Raw genomic sequence first — 22,642 nt, 5'->3', positions numbered from 1 at the left:
GCATATGAAAATCTTCCAGGCAGGCTGCGTGCTGACGCTGGCGTTGGCCATGTCCACCGCCCATGGGTTCAATCAGGAAATCCGTGCGACGTTTCAGCCTGACCCGACGCAGCCAGGCAAGAATCTGTTCGTGAACAAAACCCCCAACACCGGCTACTGCGCAAACTACCCGGCGCAATGCGCCGACCACAACATTTTCAGCATCGAGATGCCTGTACGGTTCGACTCCACACGCTTCATCTCACGCGGTGAACCGATGCTCGTGAAAGCCCCGGCCGACTGGCGACAATTGACAGTTACCAATATGCAAACGCAGGAAACCGAAACCGTCGAAGTGCGCATCATCGGTATCGGCTCCACGTACATTCTGGGCGATTCCGCGACCAGCATCACCGGCGTGTCAGACGTGGCTCAAGCGCATGACAAATTATGGGACTCCAGCGGTTGGGTTTATGTGCCGCAACCCTGCCGGTTCAGCGGTGTGGCGTCCTACGGTACGCACAGTTATCGCTTCTTCTGGAAGACCCCGGTACAAGCTGGCTGCACCAAAAACGCCGCTTACCGTCTCCCGTCAATAGCTTTCGACAAGATGGATTTTGCTTATGAATTAAGGACTCCCAATCCGTTGGGCATGTCTACCGGGCAATATACCGGCTCGGTTACTTACACCTTGGGAGGCGGCCGCGATTTTGTTCTGGGCGGCCTCTTGCTGCAGCCGGACGACCCCACGCTGACCCTGGATTTCGTCCTCGACGTGCAACACACCCTCAAGGTCGACCTGCCCCCCGGCGGCACTCGGGTCACGCTCGAGCCCGTGGGTGGCTGGGAGCCATGGATCAACAGTGGACGCAAACCCACGCGGATATTTGCCGACCAGGTCTTCTACATTTCGGCCTCGTCGCGTTTCAAGGTCATGATGTTGTGCAATTCCTACGGCGGAAACGTCTGCAACCTGGGTAGCCCGAAGGGCGATACGGCCCCGGTTCATGTCTCGATGAGTTTGCCGTCGGGCATCAACGGCCCCGGCGGCGGTCCGGTTAACCGGATTTCCCTGGATTTCAATCGCTGGTCAGCGCCGTTTCAGCCTGGCGTGTATGTCGAGCGCAAGCCTGGCTATCTGCATTTTGATATGACATCGAAAGACATCGACTTCCTGCTCAGGCCGGGCAAGAACGACCGTTTGCGCGGCAACGTCACCATTATCTGGGATTCGGAAGTATGAGCGTCCCGGTCCGCTTTCACTCAACGTTCATGGAGTTCAACACGATGAACCGTGGTCTTTTGCTGGGCCTGCTCAGCGTTTTTTGCCTGACGGCGCAGGCCGGGCCGCAGATCAATGTCGGCACCGTTTACGACTATCTGGAAGCCGACAAGAGCACCTATCTCAAACGGGTTTTCAACAGCGGCGACGCCACCGCATTCGTCAAGATCAATGTGCTCGAAATCGTTTACGACGACGCCGGCACGCCCAAGGAAATTGCTGTCGAGAACGCCGCCGATGGCGCCTCGCGCAACGGCCTGATGGCCAGCCCGGCGCGGCTGATCGTCCCGGCGCAAGGCATGCAGGGCACACGCTTGCTGTACATGGGCGAACGGGATCGAGAACGCTATTTCCGCGTGCGCTTCGTGCCCGTGGTGCCGGAAAAGGAAGACGATTTTGTCGTCACCGGTGAAGAGCGGGAGGATTACAAAAAGTCGTTGTCGGCCGGCGTCAACGTCATGACCGGGTTTGGCACGATCTTCTTTGTCCGCCCCAGGGAAGCGCGTTACGCCACGGCGATCAACGAAACCGAGAGTCGCTACGAACTGCGCAACAACGGCAATACCGTGGTGATCGTCGATGAGTTCAAGAGCTGTTCGCTGAGCAAGGAAAGCGATTGCGGGGCGACCACCAAACACCATGTGCTGGCGGGCAAATCCTTTGCCTTCAACAAGGAAAAGGGCCGTGAGTACCGCTTCTTTCTGATCGAAGGCAGCGACAAGAAAACCATGAAAGTCGCCAGCCGCTAGGCCGGTTTTCCATTCACGCATCAGGTAGCCAACATGATCAAGCAATGCACCGCCGCCCTGCTGGCGGTCGCCGCCGCGTTGACCGCGGCAGTGACGTGGGCCGCCCGGGAGGAGCACACCTTCGAAGTGTCGCTGACCATTCCCAGCCGACCCTTTTACATCATCCCGGCACAACCGGACTGGATTCACCGTCCGCAGGTGCTGGCCTGGCAACACGCCACGGACAGCCTGGGCAATCTGGAAAAATCTTTCGACATGCGGCATGACAGCAGCGCCATCGAGGCGCGTCTGGCCACCGAGCCATTCCTTGATACCGGCACAACGGGTGAAGTGATTGAGCTGCGGGTGACGTTCAATGACGTCGTGCTGAGTTCGCACATCATTCCGCAACAAGTGCTTTCGGAAGAAGAGGCGGCTGTCGGTAAACGTGTGCTGCTGAAAATCGAACCCATCAAACCGCCGGGTGGCTACCGCCCCGGTCATTACAGCGGCAACGTCGTGCTGTTGTTCAGCGCCAGCGCGCCAAACGGCAATGACGCTGATGCCTGAATGTCATACGCGGTGGGTATGGCAAGCACGACCAGGGTCCGTCGGCAGATTCGGCCAGCCTGAAACGCTCGCCGAATGCCGTGTGATGGTTTCAGAGTCCGGCCCTGTCGAGGGCTTCGCGACTCAAGGCGCGGGATAGCTCGTTGCGCTCGTAGCTGATTTTGTCGGCCAGTTTCCTGTACTCCCGGTCGCTGCTGAACATCTGGCTGTCGAGCTGACGGAATTTCTCTTCGTACAGGCGCAGATTTTCCTGATAACGGTCAGGATAGGTATTGCGCAGGTAATCCTCCCAGAAAGGATCGGTATAGAGATCGATCATGCCGTTGACCAGGCCATCCCCTTGTTCGCGCTGGATGATTCTCTGGTAGGCAGCGTTGAGCTTTTCCTCGGTGACCCCGGCCCGTGGCTGCACAGGCATGCCCTCCGCTTGCCAAGGCAAATCCAGACGCTCGCCCAGGCCCGCTTCGAACGCCCGATGAATCTGGATTTCGTCCGGCGTCGGCAGGCGCGGATCGATCAGGTGTTGCTGCTGCTGACGACTGACCTCCATGGCGGCCTCATCGCTGACCCGATCAAGGCGCGCCGCGCTGCGCGCCAGACGCACAAGTCTGTCTTCCAGCTGCGGGGCCGATGCCGTTTCGTTCCAGGCCTTGGACACCAGGACTTTGAGCCCCAGTGAATTGAACAGCTGCTGGCCCAGATCAGCGCAATCCTGTGCAGACACGTTCTGCTCGAAGAGCTTTTTGCGCAGATGTTCGTCGAGCGCCGCCGCATCGACCATGTCCCAGACCCGTGCGGTCAAATTCCGCCGCCCCGCGTCAGTCCCGTAATCGGCGGATTCGCGTTGCTTGCGGATCACGCTGAAAAAGCCGGCGGAATCAGGCTCGGCCATCAGGTCATGCCAAGACTGCTCGCGGTATCGGCTGAAGGCTGCCGAGGGGTGGGACGGATCAGCATTGGCGGGCATCAACTTCCAGTAATCAAGCTCATCGGCGGCGGCGGATGAATAACCGGGCACGACGCTCAACCCTACCGACTGGCGATACTCGCCAAGACGCCGCAACTGGTCACTGTCGAATTCGGCAACACTGATCCGTGCGCGAGCCAGCAGGCGCGCCTGATCGCTACCGGGTTCGACCCGGGGCAGGGTGTCCAGCGGATTGTCTCGCATGTCCAGGTAGAAGCCTTTCGGGCGCTGCCGTATCTGTCCATCGACTTCAAGCCATCCTGCCGGCCAATCGCGAATGCGCGTATTGACCAGGTTCAGTTCGACCAGTTGCTCCATGCGCCCGATATCCGGCGGCACACGCAGGTTGTTGCCATTGAGATTCAGGCTGTGCAGGCGGGTGAGATTGCTCAGGCGCGTGCTTGAGTCATAGGTCAGTTCAATGCTGTTGTGCGACAGATCCAGCGTCTGCAACTGATGCATTTTTCCGAGGGCAGCCGGCACCTCCTTGAAACCGCAGCGCTGGGCGCTCAATTGCCGCAGATTCGGGAAACTCGCCAGCAGGCTGTCCGGTGTGGTTGAAAGCGCAACGTTGGCGATGTTCAGTCCGGTAATCCGGTCGAAGTATTGCTGCATCCCGGGACGCCGTCGCAAGTCGCGCCACCATGACTCAAGGTTCGGTAGCGGCAGTTCGGCTGAAAGGTCCAGCGTATAGCCGTGTTCCGGATGGGGATTGCGTGCGCCGGGCCGTTCGTTCTCGCGTTTGAAGCACTTCCTCAACTGCTGCTCGATGTACAAGCCGCCCTCGCGCATGAAATCCGTTGGCAGCGCGATCAGTTCCCCGTTGTCTTCAATGACGGGGGTGTAACTGCTGCGCCAGCTGTCGAGGGCGTTGTCGAGCACTTCGCGTTCGCGCTCAAGGTCGGCGATGGCGCGTTCGCTGTTGCCCTTTTTTTCCAGCGTCATGAGGAAACCCGCGACCTCTCTGTCGTTCAGTTTCGGGTACAACTGTCTGAGCCGCTGTTCCGGGGTTTTTGCCGCCCAGGGCCAGCCGCGTAGAAGAATCTCCGTCTCGCGGGGGGCGATCGTTCGGATCGGCGGTTGCGCCAGAGCAATACGGCGTGCGGCTGGCTGGGCGCTTTGTTCCATGATCCACAGTCTCAAGGCGCGGCCCTGACCGCGCTGATAACCGGTACTCGCCAGCGTTTCGAGCGGTACGGCGCGCAGGATGGCTTCGTGGAAATCGCTACTGTCATGCAGAACCTGACCCTTGGCGTCGCGCACTTCATAACGGCCTTCGCCACGCCTCAGCAGTTGCCTTACGGTGCTGGCGTCCTGCGGCCCGACACTGCAGCGCAACGGACCGTGCGGGCTGCCGTCGAACACTTCGATGCGCAGGTCGGCAAAGGTGTCGGTGTGGATTTTCAGCGTATTGAGCGCCAGGCGTTCGGTTTGTTCGGTCATCAGATCGTCCCGATAAAAACCGTCGTACGCGCGACTGGCCGACGCCTCGAAATCCAGCTCTCGGGCCTGATTCTTCAGGCGTAGCGGCAAGTGCTGTTCATCGCTGATGCGTTGCCGTTCGGCGACGCGAGCCTGGCTCAGAACCGTCTCGGCCAAGGGCAATGGCAGATCCGGAAACGACTGTCTGATCACCGCTATGTCGGCGTCGCCGCTGCGCTGCCCGGCCTGGTACAGATGGCGGGCGACGGCGCTGCGCTGCTCATTGAGCGCGTCGGCCAGTTGACCGCGCAGGACCTCGACCCGTTGCTCGGCAGTGACCATCGGGCCGAGCAGATGATTGAACTCGTCGTCGCGCAGGAACCCGGCGACCCGCTCGGGCAAATGTCCGGCGTTGAGATCAGCCTGGCTGATGCGCAACGTGTCGGCTTCGGACGCCAGCGGGTTGCCGTATTTATGCGAGTAGCCGGTCAGGTCCTGACGCGCGAAAACCTCCAGCGCGCGTCGCGGCGGCCAGCCCGGCAGGCTGGTCAGTATCGGCTCCAGCCATACCGCATCGGCATCGATCGGTTTGCCGTTACGCAGGTTCTGCGCAGCCTCGATGACATCCTCGTATGCACTGACGCGCCTGACCGTGTCGGCCAGCAGCGGCGGTGGCGGGCTGTTGTCGCTGTGCATGCGACGCAGTTCATCGTGGCTGGTGCCGCTGCTGCGCCGGATGTCCTCCAGTTGCACAGGCGTGAAGCGCTCGACGCTGTGGCCCAGGCGAGGCATCAGCCGGGCGTCGGGCCAGTCGCCTGGCGATTCTGCTTCATGCAGCCAGGCGCCGTGACCGTTGTGTTCGATCCTTGGCTGGTAGGCATTTTCTCGATTCGGATGTTTGATCCGGTGAGTTTTGCTGCTGGCATCGGCGGAGGCTTTTTCCACCACATAGAGCTTGCCCTCCAGCGGCAGGACGCTGGCGCTGGCATGTTGATGCAGACCGTGACGATCGGGCTTCGATTGCGCTGCCAGGCTCAGCTCGTCGCGTGCATAAGGGCTTAGGTCGCGATGCCACAGGCTTGGTTTGCCGTCGGGCAATTTGACCTGTTGCATGGCATCGACCTGCGGTGAGAGTTTTATCCGCAACGTTTCGCCAATCTGCGCGCCGGCGCCGAACGCCGCCAGTTGAATGACATCGGTCACCACACTGATGACATGTCCGGCAGCTTCCTCCCAGACGCCTTCGGCCAGATCGACGATGCCTTCAATCACATCGCTGGTCAGTTGATAGGCGGTATAGGCCATCATCACCTCGCCCAGACCAGGCACAAAGGGCGTGGCAATCAGCAGGGCGACGTTGAAAATGTCCGAGACGATCCGCTTGAAGTTGTCCCACCATGCCCAGCGTGCGTTGCTGTCGGCATCGGCGGTCGAGACAGCGATTTGCCGCGCATCGTTGATGATCTTGTTGAGTTTCTGCTGATAGACGTGCCGCCAGTAATCGCCCTGCAACGGCAAGCGGGTGAATTGCAGCCTGGGCTTTTCCACCGGGTCCTTGCGCCACACCGGGCGCTGGTCGGTGCTCTGCTCGCGTTCGTGATGGCGGACGACGAACAATCGCTGTTCGAGTTCGGCAAAAAAATGCCCACGTTGCTGCTGATCGACAAACTGGCTGAAGAATTGCCGGTACGTATGCCCGGTCGAGGCGCTCAGGCGGTCCTCGCGCAACTGGCGGGTCAGTTCGTCACGAAACGCAGCCAGCGACTCGTACTCCTTGAGTGGATGATCCGGATCGTGCGGCACGTAGACGATCAGGCGTCGAACGCCACGACTGTCGGGATGGCCATGCATCAGCAACAGAATGCCGGTCAGGCGGGTACCGAGCATGGACAGGTCATTGCAGCGAATCGAACGATTGTTGAGACGCAAGCGCGGGTTTTCCTCTGTACTGAAGCTGAGCACCATCCTGAAGGTGTCGTACTGGATCTCTGCCTTGAGCAAGGCGATGTGCGCCGCGACGGCGAGGGCATCTTTGAGGCTGGCGCCGACCTTGTATTGCAAAAGGCTCTCGGCCAGCGCTTCGCCGGGCAGCAAGTAGCCCTGCAAGTGCCTGGCATATTGCCCGCCCAGGTCGAGGTCGCGGCACAGTGTCTGGAACTGGCTGATGGGCATTTGGTTTTTGAGCGGCAAGACGTCGAAGTGGCCGCGCGCATCAGGCTGGCTGATGTAGTCCGAGCCTGCGCCGACTGTCTCGTTGGCGGCAAAATTGTGCAGAGCGGCATCGAGCAGTGAGACCGTACGGGTCGTCGAACCGTCAACCACGTCGATTGCATACCAGGGACTGCTGGCGGGAATGTACAGGCGCAGCCAGGTCTTCCTGACGTCCGGCTCGATGCCATGGCATTGCTTGATCCTTGCTTTGAGCAGCGGCTCGGCGAAGGCGTACAGGTCGGTTCTGGCCAGCAGATGATCGACCTTGTTCTGCGAGTCCCAGGCCTTGAGATTGGCGGCGGCGAGTCGGCTCGCATACGTACCGGGTGCGCTGTACCAGGGTTCGCGCTTCAGTGGCGTGGCGGCGAGTGCCAGGCTGCGGCTGAGCGTTGCAGTTTTGAACGGCGCGCTGACAGCCGATTCGATGAACGCGTAATGCCGGCCTTTGTCGGCGGCAGCGGCAGGCTGAGGGGAGTCAGACATGGCCAATCATCCTTGATTGTTTGAGGAATGATCAGCGTACCGGCGGCAGGGCAAAACAAAAGTTCAAAGATCGGGAGCCAAACGTGTGATCGCCTCAGCGATGCGACAAGAATTCGAATCGGAACAATGCACGAATACCACCTTTTGCGCCGATGGCCTTCGGCGCGACGTGCAGGCCACGTTCGGTCAGTGCAGCGCCGATGCCACCACGGGCGCCTGTGGCGGTTGGCACTGTGAGTCGCTGCCCGGTTGCAGATACGGCGTGAGAATCGGCGCCATGCCTTTGAGTACCTGCGTGGGCAGAGCCGAGGTGAACTTGAAGTTCTCCGCCGAGCGCCCCGGGACGAACGCGGTGAGGGTGCCGAAATGATGGTCGCCGATGTAGAACACAAAGGTCGCCGTGCGGTTGATCGACTTCGAACTGATGATTCGCCCGCCAGACCCGATCGCCGCAATGCGGTTGTCGCCGGTGCCGGTCTTGCCGCCCATGGCCAGCGGTGTGCCGTCGGGCAGTTTGAAACTGCCGGACAGCCGTTTGGCGGTACCGGCGTCGACCACTTGCGACAGCGCCTCGCGCATGGCTCGGGCCACTTCCACCGGCATCACCCGTTTGCCCACGTGCGGGTCGTTGATCAGCCTGGTTTCATACGGCGTATCGGCGGCGAAGTGCAGGCTGTCGATGCGCAGCGTCGGCATGCGCACGCCGTCATTGAGAATGGTGCCGATCAGCTCGGCGAGCGCGGCGGGACGGTCGCCGGAACTGCCGATGGCCGTGGCCAGTGACGGCACCAGGTGATCGAACGGGTAGCCGACTTTCTGCCAGCGCTGATGAATGTCGAGGAACGCTTCGATCTCGAGCATGGTGCGAATACGACTGTCGCGCGCACCCTTGTGCCGGCTCTTGAACAGCCAGCTGTAGACTTCCTGGCGCTCGAAATGGCTGGCCTTGACGATCTCGCTGAAGGTCGCTTCCGGGTGATGCAGCAGATAACCCATCATCCACAGGTCCAGCGGATGCACCTTGGCGATGAAGCCTTGGTCAGGCAAATCGTAACTGCCGGGGCCATAGGAATCGTAGAGGCGGATCAGACGGTCGTCGGTGAGTTTTTCGTTGAGCTTGGTGCCCTTGAGGTGCGAGCGCACGAAGCGGTTGAAGTCTTCCTGACTGGCCTCCGGCAGCAGATAGCGATGCACCGCCGCCATGCGAATCGGCGTCGGGCGGATGCTGTCGAGGAAGGTTTCCAGGCGCGCCTGGGTGTCCTTGTTCTTGTACTTCTTCCAGAACTTGAGCAGGAACGAGGTGCCTTCGCGGTCGGCGAAACTGGCCAGGTATTCCTGGCGGCGGGGGTCGCGGTCATCCTTGAGCAATTCGCCGTTGGGGCCTGAGTAGGTGGTGTAGCGGACGATGTCGCGCATCAGGCGAATGAATGGCAGGTTGATCGACTCGCGCAGCGAATCGCGCAGGGTCGGCAGGCGACCGTTGTCCTCTTTGCGGAAGTTGTTGAATCTGTGCAGGCCGCCGCCGGTAAAAAACGCTTCGCCGGGGCTGGCCGAGTATTTGCGATCCAGCGCGGCGCCGAGCAGCTTCGACAGGTCGTGATCCTTGTTCTGGATCAGGTAGTCGATGACCCAGCGGCTGAGGCGATCCTGATCGGGCACTTCGACTTTTTTCAGTTCTGCCACGCCCATCGCGCCGTATTTGTCGTGCAGCTCGGCGACGATTTGCAGGTACGTGGTCAGCACACGCATTTTCGCCGTCGAGCCGAGTTCAAGCTTGCTGCCTTCGTTGATGTCGAACGGCTGATCGGTGCTGTCGGTCTGCACGCGCACCCGCGAGCCGTCCGGGGTCAGTTCGAAGAGGGTGAAGCTGTAGCGTACTTGCGTGGTGCTGGTCGGCGTCAGCAAGCGTTCGCCGAGCAGACCGATTTCTGCTGCGTAGGCCGGGTCGGCAAGTTTTTTCAGATAAGCCGTGGCCTGGGTTTGCAGATCGCCCTGCAGGGTGCTGGTGGCCGACAGGTCGAGGCGATCGAGGTCGTACAGCGGGCGATTGAGCATGCTCGCCAAGCGGCTGCGGGCAACACTGATGCCCTTGTTGGTTTCAATCGGCTGCATCGTTGGCTGGGTCTGCCAGTCGCGATACGACACGGTGCTCGCCAGCGCAGCGTCAGCGAGGGCGCTGTCGATCACGCCGTTCTGCTTGAGCAGGCGCAGGTGGCTGTCGGTGAGGCTGGCCAATTCGTCGCGACCCTTGGTCAGGTAATGCGAAGGGCGGCGCTGGGCGATCATCAGCGAGAGCATTTCACGCAAGGCCAGGCCTTTGGCGGCCATGGTTTGTGGGTCGCTCTTCGGGCTGTTCAGTTGCTCGTTGGCCTTGTTGAAATCACTGCCGTACCAGACCCGCAAACCTTCGGCCATGCCGTGCACTTCACCGTGGCCGGGCACCGCCGAGAGCGGCACGCTGTTGAGGTAGTCGCGCACGATGTTCTGCCGCGAACCGAGGGTCTGCGGGCCATCCTGATAGGCGCGCACGCTGGCGGAAATCATCTGGCGGATCTTCTCCGCGCCCGACACGGTGAGGCCGTCGGGTGAGTGGCGATACTTCTCCAGTTGCGTTGCCAGGGTGCTGCCGCCGGCCGATTGCCCGGGCAGGTGCAGCAACTTCGCCACTTGCGACCACGCGGCCATGCCGAAGCGCGGCCAGTCCACCGCCGGGTTGGCCAGCGGCTGTTTCGGGTCGAGGAGAAAGCGGTTTTCGATGAACAGCAGGCTGCTGACCACCACCGGCGGAATCGCCGCGAAGTCGGCATACAGTTGCTGCGGATAGTTGTATCGATACAGCGGCGCGCCTCGGCAGTCGGTGATCGACAACCCGGCCTGGATCTTTTCCGAATACGGCACGAACAGGCCTTTGTCGGTGTAACCGAGCAGGGCGGGGGAGAAGCGCGTCTGCTCGGTGATCACGTAATTGCGCTTGAGCAGGCGTGGCAGGAATTCGTCCAGAGAGCTGTAACCCAGGCGCAGATCGAAAGGGCCGTTGCCCGGATAACGAATCGCTTCGCTGGGACCGGGTTCCAGCTTGTAGGTCAGCGAAGCGGCGTACTGGCTCAGCTCCCGCGCCTGAAAGCGCGAAGTGCGCATTTCCTTGGACGCGGCGAGCCCCACCACCACCGCAATGATCAAAAACAGCAACCAGAAAGCCTTCCACCCGTGCCGCTGACGACGGGGTTTTTCAGGGACAGGCGCTTCATTCACACGTTCAGTCTGAACCACGGTTTTACTCGAATCGGTTTGCCACAAAGCGCCCATAGTCGACTGATCCATTCACGCAGATTGATCGGACTTGTCTGAAGCTTAGACGGTGGTTGGAGCCGGTGAAGAAAATGTGCAGAGCGGAGGACACGGCTTGTCTGAATAACTGGAACACAAACTGTGGCGAGGGGATTTATCCCCGCTGGGCTGCAAAGCAGCCCCAAAACCTGCCAGCACGGTTTCTACAGGCACACCGAGTCTGAGGAAGTTGCGCCTGCTGCGCAGCCGAGCGGGGATAAATCCCCTCGCCACAAGGATGCTGTTCACATCCCCATGATGTGTCTGTGCGAGCGATGGACTCCCTGTGGCTAGCAGATTCATCAGTCATGCGGGGACTCCCTGTGGCGAGGGGATTTATCCCCGTTGGGCTGCGAAGCAGCCCCAAAACCTGCCAGCACGGTTTCTACAGGCCCACCGCATGTGAGCAAGTTGCGCCTGCTGCGCAGCCGAGCGGGGATAAATCCCCTCGCCACACAGAGGCTGTTCACATGCCGGGATGTTGTCAGTGTGAGGGATTCAGTTGGCTAGCCGATTCATCAGTCATGCGGGGACTCCCTGTGGCGAGGGGATTGATCCCCGCTGGGCTGCAAAGCAGCCCCAAAACCTGCCACCACAGTTTCTACAGGCCCACCGCATGTGAGCAAGTTGCGCCTGCTGCGCAGCCGAGCGGGGATAAATCCCCTCGCCACAAAAAGGCTGTTCACATGCTGGGATGTTGTCAGTGTGAGGGATTCAGGCGGCTAGCAGATTTATCAGTCATGCGGGGACTCCCTGTGGCGAGGGGATTCATTCCCGCTGGGCTGCAAAGCAGCCCCAAAACCTGCCAGCACGGTTTCTACAGGCACACCGCATGTGAGCAAGTTGCGCCTGCTACGCAGCCGAGCGGGGATGAATCCCCTCGCCACAAGGATGCTGTTCACATCCTCATGATGTGTCTGTGCGAGCAGTGGATTCATTGGCCACAGCGATGCTGTTCACATCCCGGGAGGTTGTCTGTGTGAGGAATGAATCTACTTGTTTCATAGAGCTGTTGCGCTCAGAGCCAGCAGGCATCCCAAAGCGGGTAATCACCGAGGTTATCGACCAGCCCGGCTCGCAAGGGATTATTGATGATATAGCGGGCGATGGGCTCCAGATCCTCGCCGTCACGGATCGCTCGGTCATGGTAGCCGGTTTGCCACAGCGGTCCGTGACGTCCGGTTTTTCTGTTAACCGCATGCGTACAGCGAGCCTTTACACCGCCAATGACTTCACCAAGTGAGCCGCGTTGCAATTGCATCAGCCAATGAAAGTGGTCAGGCATGACAACCCAGGCGATGGACTGCGCGGCTCCTTGCTCATGAGCCCGGCGCACTTCTGCAACCAGAAGCCGGCCTGTCTGCCAATCTGCATACACAGGCTGGCGTTCGTGGATGACAGAGGTGATGAAGTAGGCACGACCGTTTTCCGAGAAACGACCTTGGCGCAGACGGTGGGAATTGGGGCGGACTGGCATGTGAGCTTCCTTGCATATGCTCCTGGCTTTTTCAAAGGTTAGTGGTTGGCCGCCCCGGTCGGCGCTGCAACTGTTGAGCGAAATTTCTGAATCCGCCGGGCGATTTATCCGTGATGTAACGCGAGGAGAGACATCGCACAGTGAATCAAATACCCCAGGGCTGAAACATGACGCTGCACCATTGCTGTGCAATACTTCGCGGCTTTTTCAGTGGCGACTTTTCCTACGTAATACAGGTAATGCCTCTCCGCAGAACCCACTATTGCCGAGAGTTGTCGCTGAATGTTGTGACTTTTAGAGTGAAAAATCCTGCCCTGAGCTTTTTATACTGCACGTCCCGCTGATCTTTCAGGCCTGCCCTGCAAGACGCGTCTGCCCACAAAGCCGACGCGGTTTCCTGCCCAGCCAAGGCCTATCGGCCGATGCTTCGAAACCCGGTGGTCATATCCAATAACAAGACGAGGTTGTACCCCTATGCCAGTTGGCAATCCTCTGCCGCACGGCGACACCGCTTCGGGCGGTCTGCTCAAACGTGAACTCGGCGAACGGCATATCCGCCTGATGGCGCTCGGTGCCTGTATCGGCGTCGGTCTGTTTCTCGGTTCGGCCAAGGCTATCGAAATGGCTGGCCCGGCGATCATGCTGTCTTACATTCTTGGTGGTCTGGCGATCCTGGTGATCATGCGCGCCCTCGGTGAAATGGCCGTGCATAACCCGGTGGCCGGTTCGTTCAGCCGCTACGCGCAGGATTATCTCGGTCCGCTGGCCGGCTTTCTCACCGGCTGGAACTACTGGTTTCTGTGGCTGGTGACCTGCGTCGCGGAAATCACCGCCGTGGCCGTGTACATGGGCATCTGGTTCCCCGATGTGCCGCGCTGGATCTGGGCCCTGGCGGCGTTGATCAGCATGGGCTCGATCAACCTGATCGCGGTGAAAGCCTTCGGCGAATTCGAATTCTGGTTCGCCCTGATCAAGATCGTCACCATCATCGCCATGGTCATTGGCGGCGTCGGCATCATCGCTTTCGGTTTCGGTAACGATGGCGTGGCGCTGGGCATTTCCAACCTGTGGGCGCATGGCGGTTTCATGCCCAACGGCGTGACCGGTGTGCTGATGTCACTGCAAATGGTCATGTTCGCCTACCTCGGTGTCGAGATGATCGGCCTGACTGCCGGGGAGGCGAAGAACCCACAGAAGACCATTCCTGACGCAATCGGCTCGGTGTTCTGGCGGATTCTGCTGTTCTACGTCGGCGCGCTGTTCGTGATTCTGTCGATCTACCCGTGGAATGAAATCGGCACCCAGGGCAGCCCGTTCGTGATGACCTTCGAGCGTCTGGGCATCAAGACCGCCGCCGGCATCATCAATTTCGTGGTGATTACTGCGGCGCTGTCGTCGTGCAACGGTGGCATCTTCAGCACCGGGCGCATGCTCTACAGCCTGGCGCAGAACGGTCAGGCCCCGGCGGGCTTCGCCAAGACCTCGAACAACGGTGTGCCACGCCGGGCGCTGCTGCTATCGATCGCGGTGTTGCTGCTGGGCGTAATGCTCAACTATCTGGTACCGGAAAAAGTCTTCGTCTGGGTCACCTCGATCGCCACCTTCGGTGCGATCTGGACCTGGGTGATGATCCTCCTCGCCCAGCTGAAATTCCGCAAAGGCCTGAGCGCCAGCGAACGTGCCGGGCTCAAGTACAAGATGTGGCTGTACCCGGTCAGCTCGTACTTCGCGCTGGCGTTTCTGGTACTGGTGGTCGGCCTGATGGCGTACTTCCCGGACACCCGCGTGGCGCTGTATGTCGGGCCAGCGTTTCTGGTGTTGCTGACGGTCTTGTTTTATGTGTTCAAGTTGCAGCCGACGCAAGTGACGCAAGGTTCGGTGCGTTCGGTTTCTTGAACCTTAAGTGCGTAAACAACGAAGCCCTGATCGAGAGATCGGGGCTTTTGGGTTTTATGGGCAAGACGATTAACGGTCTACGCCTTAAAATCGCACGGGAAGAGCTATTGACACGTGAGTACGACAAGATGACCGCTGGTCGGATAAAGCCCTCGACCTGTAATTTCTGACAGTAGACCGTCTTCAAGCTCTGGCCTAGTTTGGAGGTCCGTCCTCTGGCAGCGGCTGGCCCTCACCATGAAAGGATTCTCTGCAACCACCGCCATCGGAGTGGCCGATGCGCTCATCCATTGGCAAATATTTTTCGTGCTCTGTCAGGCGGCCGCCCTGAGTCAGGCGGCCAGCAACTTTGCGGCGTTCTGCGTAGCTGCTGCGCTCTCTTTCTATCTGAACATGCTTTATATCTTTGAAAGGGAAACGCCGGTATTTCCCTATCTGATGTTCATCGGCCTGATGGGCGGCGTCAGTTTTGGCGTGGGTGTCATCGGGGACGTCTGGCGCTTGTCCGGGCTTGTGACGGTCGCTTCGTTTTCGCTGGTGAATATTGTTTTAGGGTACTGCGTTTTCCGCTTTGTCCTTTTTCGAGGGCGACGGGCATGAACGTCTCTCCGCCTGACGTACTGCCGATGTCAGCGTCCTGCGCTGCTTCAATGCCCTTCGTAGTTGATCTGGACGGTACCCTCGTCAAATCTGATCTGCTGTTCGAATGCGCGATGTCCTTTGTCCGCAGCAAACCATTGCACTGCCTGAAACTCTTTCCCTGGCTCTGGCACGGCAAGGCGTATCTGAAAGATCGACTGGCAACGACATCGGACGTCGATCTCGCGACTTTGCCCTATGATCCCGACGTACTCCGGATGATCGAGGAACAGCGCAACGCCGGTCGGAAAATTGTTCTCGCCACAGCCAGTCATTACACATTGGCAGTGCGGATCGCTGAGCATCTGCAGGTGTTTGATGACGTTCTGGGTTCAACCCTCGAGCAGAACCTTTCGGGAACGAACAAACGTGATGCGCTGGTGGCGTTATATGGGGAGAAAAGTTTCGATTACATCGGCAATTCGCTGGACGATCTGCCGATCTGGCGGTCGGCCAGGCAAGCTTATATCGTCAATCCGCTAGCGGGCGTCCAACGTGCCGCCCGGCATCTGGATAACGTAGCCCAGGTGGTTCACTCTCGCGTTACGTATTTCAGAAGTTTGTACAAAGCCTTGCGCATTCATCAATGGATGAAGAATGTGCTGATTTTCGTTCCCCTGCTTGCAGCGCATCAAGTGGCTAACCCGCTGCTATTGGGGCGCGGCTTGCTGGCCTTCATGCTTTTCGGCTTGTGTGCATCCAGCGTCTATCTTCTGAACGACTTGCTCGACCTGAACGATGATCGCAGGCACCCGAGCAAACGCAATCGACCCTTCGCCAATGGTTCGTTATCCATCCAGTCCGGTCTGCTGATTTTCCCCCTGCTGTTGTCAGTGTCGTTCATCGGCGCGTGGTTGTGGCTGCCTCACCCATTCATTGCCGTGCTGGCCTGCTATTACGGCCTGACGCTGGTGTATTCGCTGGTGCTCAAGAGGTTGATGGCGCTGGATGTCATCGCTTTGGCGCTGCTTTACACCTTGCGCATCATTGCCGGTGGCGCCGCTTTCGGGCTCGACCTGACGGGGTGGATGCTGGCTTTTTCCATGTTCATGTTTTTGAGCCTCGCGCTGGTCAAGCGTTATGCCGAGCTGTTGCTGGCGCTGCACGGCGGCATCACCGGTAAGACCGGCGGCCGCGACTACTTTCCTGCGGACCTGGCAATGCTCTCCTCTTTGGGGGCCGCATCCGGTTATCTCGCTGTCCTGGTGCTGGCGCTTTACATCCATGACAGCGCAACTACCGAGTTGTATGCATATCCCCGATGGCTCTGGTTTGCCTGCCCATTGATGCTGTTCTGGATCACTCGTATCTGGCTGCTGACGCATCGCGGCCGCATGAATGAGGATCCGGTGGTTTTCGCACTGCGTGATCGCTTGAGTCTGGTGATGGGAACAGTGTTCTGTCTGATTTTCTGGGTGGCGGCATGACGGCCTCGCTGGCTTCCTGGGGAAACTATCCCCATGCCCCGCAGAGCGGTCGTCCCTGTCACTGGCAAGCGGATATCGGACCGCAGTGGCAGCAGTTGATCGAATCACACGGGACAACTTTGCCGTTTGGCAATGGCCGCAGCTATGGCGATAGCTGCATGGCCGCAAGCGATCACGTGCTGCAATTACGTCCCCTGAAGCGCTTCATTGAAGGCGACTGGGAAAAGGGTGAGATCTGCGCTGAAGCCGGCGTGACACTGGGCGAGATTTTACAACTCGCCATTCCCCGTGGCTGGTTTTTGCCCGTCACACCCGGTACGCGGCATGTAACGCTGGGTGGGGCGGTGTCCAATGACGTCCACGGGAAAAATCACCATCGCTGCGGCACGTTTGCCCATTCGCTGGTGTGTTTCGGGCTGCACCGTTCCATGCAATCGCCGATGGTGTGCTCGGCGACGCTAAACCCACAGTGGTTTGCCGCCACCATCGGCGGGCTCGGCCTGACGGGTGTGATTACCTGGGTGCGCATTCGTCTGCGCAAAATCCAGTCCAGCCTGATCGACAGCACACGGGTGCGTTTTGACTGTCTGGATGACTTTTTTGCCCTGTCGGTCGACATGGATGCGCGGCATGAATACAGCGTCGCGTGGATCGATTGCCTGGCCAAGGGCAATGCGCTAGGGCGCGGATGCTTCACGGCTGGGGATCATTGCGAGGCGGGGCCGCTTGAGGTCGCTGCACCACGTTCTCTGTCTGTCCCGATCCGCCCTCCGGTATCGCTGATCAATTCGCTCACCTTGAAACTGTTCAACGATCACTACTGGAAACGGCAGCCAACGAACGGACAACATCAAAAGGTTGGTTACAGCTCGTTCTTCTATCCGTTGGACCGTATCGAAAACTGGAATCGCATCTACGGACGCAGAGGTTTCCAGCAATTTCAGTGCGTATTGCCGGCCTCGGTTGCAGCCGTGGCACTGGCCGAATTACTCAAGTCGATTGCGCGTAGCGGCAGTGGCTCCTTCCTCGCGGTGCTCAAGCGTTGTGGCGACATTCCTTCGCCGGGATGGCTTTCCTTTCCTATGCCCGGTACTTCATTGGCGCTGGACTTTCCACAGAACAATGAACTGACGAGAAAACTTCTGTCGCGTCTCGATGCCATCGTCCGTGAAGCCGGGGGGCGCTTGTATCCGGCCAAGGACGCTCACATGAGCGGCAGCGATTTTCGCCAGGCCTATCCCGCTTGGGAGCAGTTGGAAGCGATGCGCGATCCGACCCTGATGTCCCGTTTCTGGCAGCGAGTCACTCGATGAAAAAAATACTGATTGTGGGCGCCACCTCGGCGATTGCCTGCGCTTGCGCACGATTGTGGGCGGCTGATCGCAGCGAATTGTTCCTGGTCGGCAGGGATGCGCAAAAACTCCAGCAAACCAGCGTCGATCTTCAGGTTCGAGGTGCCAGAGCCGTGACCACGTACGTCATGGACGCCAGTGATATCGCGGCACATCCGGTCATGTACGAGAAATGCCTGGCGACGTTGCAGACGGTGGATATCTGTCTGATTGCCTATGGCTCGCTGCCAGATCAGTACGCGTGCGAACAACACGTTGAACAGGCTATGGAGCAGTTCGCCAATAACGGCAGTTCAATGATCGCGCTGTTGACGCTGTTGGCAAATCGCATGGTTGTCCAGCAGCACGGCACGCTGGCGGTCATTTCCTCGGTTGCCGGGGATCGAGGACGACCTTCCAATTACCTGTACGGCGCGGCAAAGGCGGCCGTTTCCACGTTCTGCGAAGGCTTGCGGGTACGTTTGTTCAAAGCGGGTGTGCATGTGATCACGATAAAGCCTGGGTTAGTCGACACGCCCATGACGCGAGGGTTGGCGCTGCCCTCCGTGCTTGTAGCGCAACCGGATACGGTTGCCCGGCGAATAGTCAGAGGGATCAATCGACAGGTGGCGGTGCTGTATGTGCCCGGCTTTTGGGCGGTGATCATGTGGCTGATTCGGGTGATGCCGCAGCCGCTGTTCAAGAGGCTGAACCTGTGAATCAGACGCTGATGTTATCCGGGTGGCGTTACCGCGTTTTGATTGGCTCGGTGATCTGCTCCGCCCTCGCTTATCTCGCTGTTTCCCTGTGGGGTGGGTGGTCGGCGGTGAGCGTGGCGGTCAGTCGAGTGGGCTGGTGGCAGTGCGGGCAAATCGTCAGCGTGGTTTTGCTTGGATACGGTCTGCGTTTTTTGCGTTGGCAGGGTTATCTGTCTGCCTTGGGCCACCGGTTGCCCTGGCGGGCGAGCTTGAACATCTACCTGGCCGGATTCGCCCTGACGACTACTCCCGGCAAGGCCGGGGAGGCGTTGCGCGGTGTTTTGCTCAAACGTTTGGAGGTGCCTTACGCACAGAGCTTTGCCGCGCTGTTCAGTGAGCGGCTTGCGGACCTGCTGGCGATGACGGGCCTGGCGTTGTTCGGCTTGAGCGCGCATCCGCAATGGTTGTCGATGGTCGTTGCCAGTCTCGTCCTCCTGGCATGCGGTGCATCGATGATGTTTTCGCCAAGCCTTGCCAGCGCGATTGATCGTCGCACTGAGCAACGGCACGACAGATTCTCGCGGTTGCTGGGGCATGCCGTTCAGATATTGCGTCAGTCGCGCCGCTGTCATTCCCCTCGTCGCGTCATGGGCGCAACGCTATTGAGCCTGCTGGCCTGGGGGCTTGAAGCATTGGCGTTTTACTGGATTTTGCAGGCGATGGGCGCGGACGTGAGCCTGACGTTAGCGATCTTTATTTATGCGGTGGCCATGTTGGCGGGGGCGTTGAGTTTCATGCCGGGTGGGCTCGGTAGCACCGAAGCAGTAATGGTGGGGTTGCTGGTGTCGAGTGGCGTGGAATTGGCAGATGCGATTGCGGCGACGGTTTTGTTGCGGTTGGTGACGTTGTGGTTAGCAGTTGGGTTGGGAACGGTTGTACTAATTCAAATAAAAGTCTGATTCCGGACAAGGCTGTTGTTCGGAATGTCGAGAGGGGACTATGCCTATCCTGACAAATAAGAATACTTTAATAGTTTATATTTTATTAGGGTCCTGTACTGCGCTTGGTGCAATACTTAGAAGTTATAATATTTTTGATAAAAGTCTGTGGATGGATGAGCTTTTTAGTGCGTGGGCTAGCGATCCGGAAAATAGTCTCGAAACGGTTTTTCATAGGACTGTCGAAGACGTACATCCGCCACTATTTCAAATATTGCTTTGGGTTGCGTATAAGATTTTCGGTTATGACGAAAGGGTGGGGCGGGTTTTTTCAATGGTTTTGGGTGTTGCGGTTATCCCAGTCATGTACGTTCTTGGGTATAAATTGTTCAATGTGACAGTGGGGTTGTTTGTTGCGTTCTTGTCGGCAATTAATTTTTACTTGATTGTGTTCTCTCAAAATTCTCGATCTTACGAGTTGCTGGTGTTTTTAACTGTTGTGTCTTTTGTTTTACTGCTTGATTTGATCAGGAAGCAAAATTATTCAAGCGCAATATATTACGCGCTGGCGTGCGCGGCTTTGGTCAATACGCATTATTTTGGTTTTCTGCTGGTCATGAATCAGGCCTTGTTTTTAATGTGGTTTTCATTTTGTCCGCGTTTTAAAAAGCGTGTTTTTTTCTCGGTGCGGGAGCTGGCATTGTTATCCTGGCGTCAATTGTTCCAATAATTCCCTATATTTTGATCAGTATGGAAAGAAAAGATACCTGGATTCAGGTTCCTGTTGGAACATTTGCAGTTGAATCATTGGTGTTGCCCTTCGGTGATCTATCTGCGGCGTTGTTGAGTCTTGTGCTTCTATTATTCGGGTTGAACTCGTTGATTAAAAAAGATGCGGAGCGCTTGCCCTTGTCACTACTCTTGAGTTGGTGGTTGATAAGTTACGCAGTCGCATACGTGAAATCGATTTTTTTACCCCTGTATTATCGGAGAAGAATATTATTGTTTTTGTTCCGGTGTTGCTGGTTTTTATTGCTTGTGGTGTCGAGCAAGTAAGAGGGGGTGGGGCAAGAGTAGTGTTGCTCGCATTCCTTGCGTTGGTGTCTGTTTCCTATTTTTTAAAAGGAGCAGATTTGCCTGAAAGTGTAAGGATTGAACACGACTTGAGGTCTCCGGCTATCAAGATAATTAATGAAGGGGAAAATATTCCCGTGTATGGACGTTGGGATACTCTCCATGCGACCTACTTTAAATTATTAGGTGCTTCAATTGACGTGGCAGGTCTTGATGTTATTGAGGATGGTATGGCTGCAGGTAAGGCGCCGGTCTGTTTTTTTATGATCGCCGATCAATGGGATAGGGAACGCATCAATAACTATCCGAATAAGTATTCGGTCGAATTAAAAGATACGGCCGAATTCAAGAATTCGGCCGTTCTCAAGTACTGTGTCATGGGACATTCAGTTGAGCAACCATGATATTGCTTTTCTGAATTCAAGAATCGGAGTTCCGAATAGGCACGATGTTCCGTCTGTTCTCTAAGCTGCGACGACCTCGCTCGGCTCAAAACTATCCGCCCGCGCCATCTGCCACATCCGCGAATAGAACTCGCCATTCACTTCACCGGTGAGCAATTCCCCCGGTTTCAAAAACACGTGCAACTGCGAGAACAGTTTGATCTCGGTCGCCGACATGCGCCGCACCAGATGCTTGGCCGACAGTTGCGACGGATGCTCAAGCCCGGCCGCCGCGAGCATTTCCGCCAGTGCTTTGAGCGTGCTGCGATGGAAGTTGTAGACGCGCTGGGCTTTGTCCGGTACCACCAGAGCGCGTTGGCGCAGGGCGTCCTGGGTGGCGACGCCGGTCGGGCATTTGTTGGTGTGGCACGACTGTGACTGGATGCAGCCGATGGCGAACATGAAGCCGCGCGCCGAGTTGGCCCAGTCAGCGCCGATGGCCAGCACGCTGGCGATGTCGAAGGCGCTGACGATCTTGCCGCTGGCGCCGAGTTTGATCTTGTCGCGCAGGTTCAGGCCGACCAGCGTGTTGTGCACGAACAGCAAGCCTTCGCGCATCGGCACGCCGATGTGGTCGGTGAACTCGACAGGGGCTGCGCCAGTGCCGCCTTCCTTGCCATCGACGACGATGAAGTCCGGAAGAATCCCGGTTTCCAGCATGGCCTTGGCAATGCCCATGAATTCCCACGGATGGCCGAGGCAGAATTTGAAGCCCACCGGTTTGCCACCGGACAGTTCGCGCAGTTGCTGGATGAACTGCATCATCTCGACCGGCGTGGAAAACGCACTGTGGCGCGACGGCGAGACGCAGTCCTCGCCCATCAGGATGCCGCGTGTTTCCGCAATCTCCCTGGTGACCTTGTGCTTGGGCAAGATCCCGCCATGGCCGGGTTTGGCGCCCTGGCTCATCTTGATTTCGATCATGCGCACTTGCGGATTCTGCGCCTGCACGGCGAAGCGCTCAGGGTCGAAACGGCCGTCGCTGGTGCGGCAGCCGAAATAGCCGCTGCCCAGCTCCCAGGTCAGATCGCCGCCGTGTTCGCGGTGATACGGGCTGATGCTGCCTTCGCCAGTGTCGTGGGCGAAGTTGCCGAGTTTGGCGCCCTGGTTCAAGGCGCGGATGGCGTTGGCACTGAGCGAGCCGAAGCTCATTGCCGAGATATTGAAGATCGACGCCGAGTACGGCTGCGTGCATTGCGGACCCCCGACAATGACGCGGAAACCGTTCGGGTCACTCAACGGCGCCGGGCGCATCGAGTGGCCGATGAATTCGAAGCCGGACTGGTAAACGTCGATCAGCGTGCCGAACGGTTTGTCGGCGGTTTCGTTTTTCGCTCGCGAGTACACCAGCGAACGCTGGGCGCGGGAGAAGGGCAGGGCATCGCTGTCGGACTCGAGCAGGTACTGGCGAATCTCCGGGCGGATGCCTTCGACCAGATAACGGATGTTGCCCAGAATCGGATAATTGCGGCGCACTGCATGGCGCGTCTGCAACAAGTCGAACACGCCGAGCAGGCTCAGCACAGCGGTGGCGGCGGTGATCGGCCACAGCCAGTCATGTTCGAGAAAGGGCAGGCTGGCGAGGGTGAAAATCACGCAGACGGCAAAGAAGGCGTAGCGGCTCAGCAAAGACAGGCTCATACGGTTTCCTTGGTTCGGATTGTTTGTGGCTGGCAGGCATATTGCGCCAACGACGGAACCGTGAACAGGCAGACGTCCCTCTCCTCGCCTACATCGGAGCCGTCTCGCT

Annotated in this window: 15 protein-coding genes; 11 read left to right on the top strand and 4 right to left on the bottom strand. The window is 58.4% G+C overall.

The window, feature by feature from the left end; all coding sequences use genetic code 11:
• Positions 1-4 precede the first annotated feature (4 nt).
• The 3 genes from FEE99_RS26645 to FEE99_RS26635 are packed head-to-tail and all read left to right on the top strand — an operon-like array spanning position 5 to position 2,559.
• Entirely contained in the window at positions 5-1,222 is a 1,218-nt protein-coding gene (locus tag FEE99_RS26645) for a hypothetical protein (RefSeq protein WP_041479901.1), read from the top strand.
• A 44-nt stretch (positions 1,223-1,266) separates the two neighbouring features.
• Positions 1,267-2,010 carry a pilus assembly protein gene (locus FEE99_RS26640; protein WP_041479900.1) on the top strand — a complete coding sequence of 248 codons (744 nt, stop codon included), beginning with the start codon at positions 1,267-1,269 and terminating at the stop codon, positions 2,008-2,010.
• A 33-nt stretch (positions 2,011-2,043) separates the two neighbouring features.
• Positions 2,044-2,559 (top strand): CS1 type fimbrial major subunit, encoded by a 516-nt coding sequence (locus tag FEE99_RS26635; protein ID WP_041479899.1) that lies wholly within the window; start codon positions 2,044-2,046, stop codon positions 2,557-2,559.
• 91 nt (positions 2,560-2,650) lie between these two features.
• Here FEE99_RS26635 and FEE99_RS26630 read toward each other — a convergent pair whose 3' ends face one another.
• The 3 genes from FEE99_RS26630 to FEE99_RS26620 form a co-directional block, all read right to left on the bottom strand.
• A complete protein-coding gene (locus tag FEE99_RS26630; protein WP_041479898.1) occupies positions 2,651-7,642 on the bottom strand; it encodes a dermonecrotic toxin domain-containing protein in 4,992 nt (1,663 codons plus the stop codon).
• 186 nt (positions 7,643-7,828) lie between these two features.
• Positions 7,829-10,948 carry a transglycosylase domain-containing protein gene (locus FEE99_RS26625; protein ID WP_041479897.1) on the bottom strand — a complete coding sequence of 1,040 codons (3,120 nt, stop codon included), beginning with the start codon at positions 10,946-10,948 and terminating at the stop codon, positions 7,829-7,831.
• Between the two features lie 1,039 nt (positions 10,949-11,987).
• Positions 11,988-12,446, bottom strand: a complete 459-nt coding sequence (locus FEE99_RS26620; RefSeq protein WP_041479896.1) for an REP-associated tyrosine transposase — start codon at positions 12,444-12,446, stop codon at positions 11,988-11,990.
• Between the two features lie 474 nt (positions 12,447-12,920).
• Between FEE99_RS26620 and FEE99_RS26615 the strand changes: the two genes are divergently transcribed.
• From FEE99_RS26615 to FEE99_RS26580, 8 genes are all read left to right on the top strand, one after another.
• The gene (locus FEE99_RS26615) at positions 12,921-14,342 is read left to right on the top strand and encodes an amino acid permease (RefSeq protein ID WP_041479895.1); all 1,422 of its coding nucleotides are present in this window, start codon (positions 12,921-12,923) and stop codon (positions 14,340-14,342) included.
• Positions 14,343-14,579: 237 nt separating this feature from the next.
• The gene (locus tag FEE99_RS26610; protein WP_081932598.1) at positions 14,580-14,942 is read left to right on the top strand and encodes a GtrA family protein; all 363 of its coding nucleotides are present in this window, start codon (positions 14,580-14,582) and stop codon (positions 14,940-14,942) included.
• A gap of 26 nt (positions 14,943-14,968) precedes the next feature.
• Positions 14,969-16,408 carry a UbiA family prenyltransferase gene (locus FEE99_RS26605; protein ID WP_041479893.1) on the top strand — a complete coding sequence of 480 codons (1,440 nt, stop codon included), beginning with the start codon at positions 14,969-14,971 and terminating at the stop codon, positions 16,406-16,408.
• Positions 16,405-17,721, top strand: coding sequence for an FAD-binding oxidoreductase (locus FEE99_RS26600; RefSeq protein ID WP_041479892.1), 1,317 nt, complete (start codon positions 16,405-16,407; stop codon positions 17,719-17,721). The genes FEE99_RS26605 and FEE99_RS26600 overlap by 4 nt, the downstream gene beginning before the upstream one ends.
• Entirely contained in the window at positions 17,718-18,458 is a 741-nt protein-coding gene (locus tag FEE99_RS26595) for an SDR family oxidoreductase (protein ID WP_041479891.1), read from the top strand. The genes FEE99_RS26600 and FEE99_RS26595 overlap by 4 nt, the downstream gene beginning before the upstream one ends.
• Positions 18,455-19,396 (top strand): lysylphosphatidylglycerol synthase transmembrane domain-containing protein, encoded by a 942-nt coding sequence (locus FEE99_RS26590; protein ID WP_041479890.1) that lies wholly within the window; start codon positions 18,455-18,457, stop codon positions 19,394-19,396. The genes FEE99_RS26595 and FEE99_RS26590 overlap by 4 nt, the downstream gene beginning before the upstream one ends.
• 40 nt (positions 19,397-19,436) lie before the next feature.
• On the top strand, positions 19,437-20,105 hold the full coding sequence (locus tag FEE99_RS26585; protein ID WP_447121742.1) for a glycosyltransferase family 39 protein: 669 nt from the start codon (positions 19,437-19,439) through the stop codon (positions 20,103-20,105).
• 199 nt (positions 20,106-20,304) lie between these two features.
• Positions 20,305-20,853 (top strand): hypothetical protein, encoded by a 549-nt coding sequence (locus tag FEE99_RS26580; protein ID WP_447121741.1) that lies wholly within the window; start codon positions 20,305-20,307, stop codon positions 20,851-20,853.
• A 60-nt stretch (positions 20,854-20,913) separates the two neighbouring features.
• Here the strand turns inward: FEE99_RS26580 and FEE99_RS26575 are convergent, their stop codons facing one another.
• Entirely contained in the window at positions 20,914-22,533 is a 1,620-nt protein-coding gene (locus tag FEE99_RS26575) for an FMN-binding glutamate synthase family protein (RefSeq protein WP_041479888.1), read from the bottom strand.
• Positions 22,534-22,642: the final 109 nt, after the last annotated feature.

The sequence above is a fragment of the Pseudomonas sp. ef1 genome (assembly GCF_007293365.2).
GTDB classification, from domain to species: Bacteria; Pseudomonadota; Gammaproteobacteria; order Pseudomonadales; family Pseudomonadaceae; genus Aquipseudomonas; species Aquipseudomonas siliginis.
The sequence above is the reverse complement of the archived record's forward strand: the minus strand, read 5'-3'. Positions and strand labels throughout refer to the sequence as shown.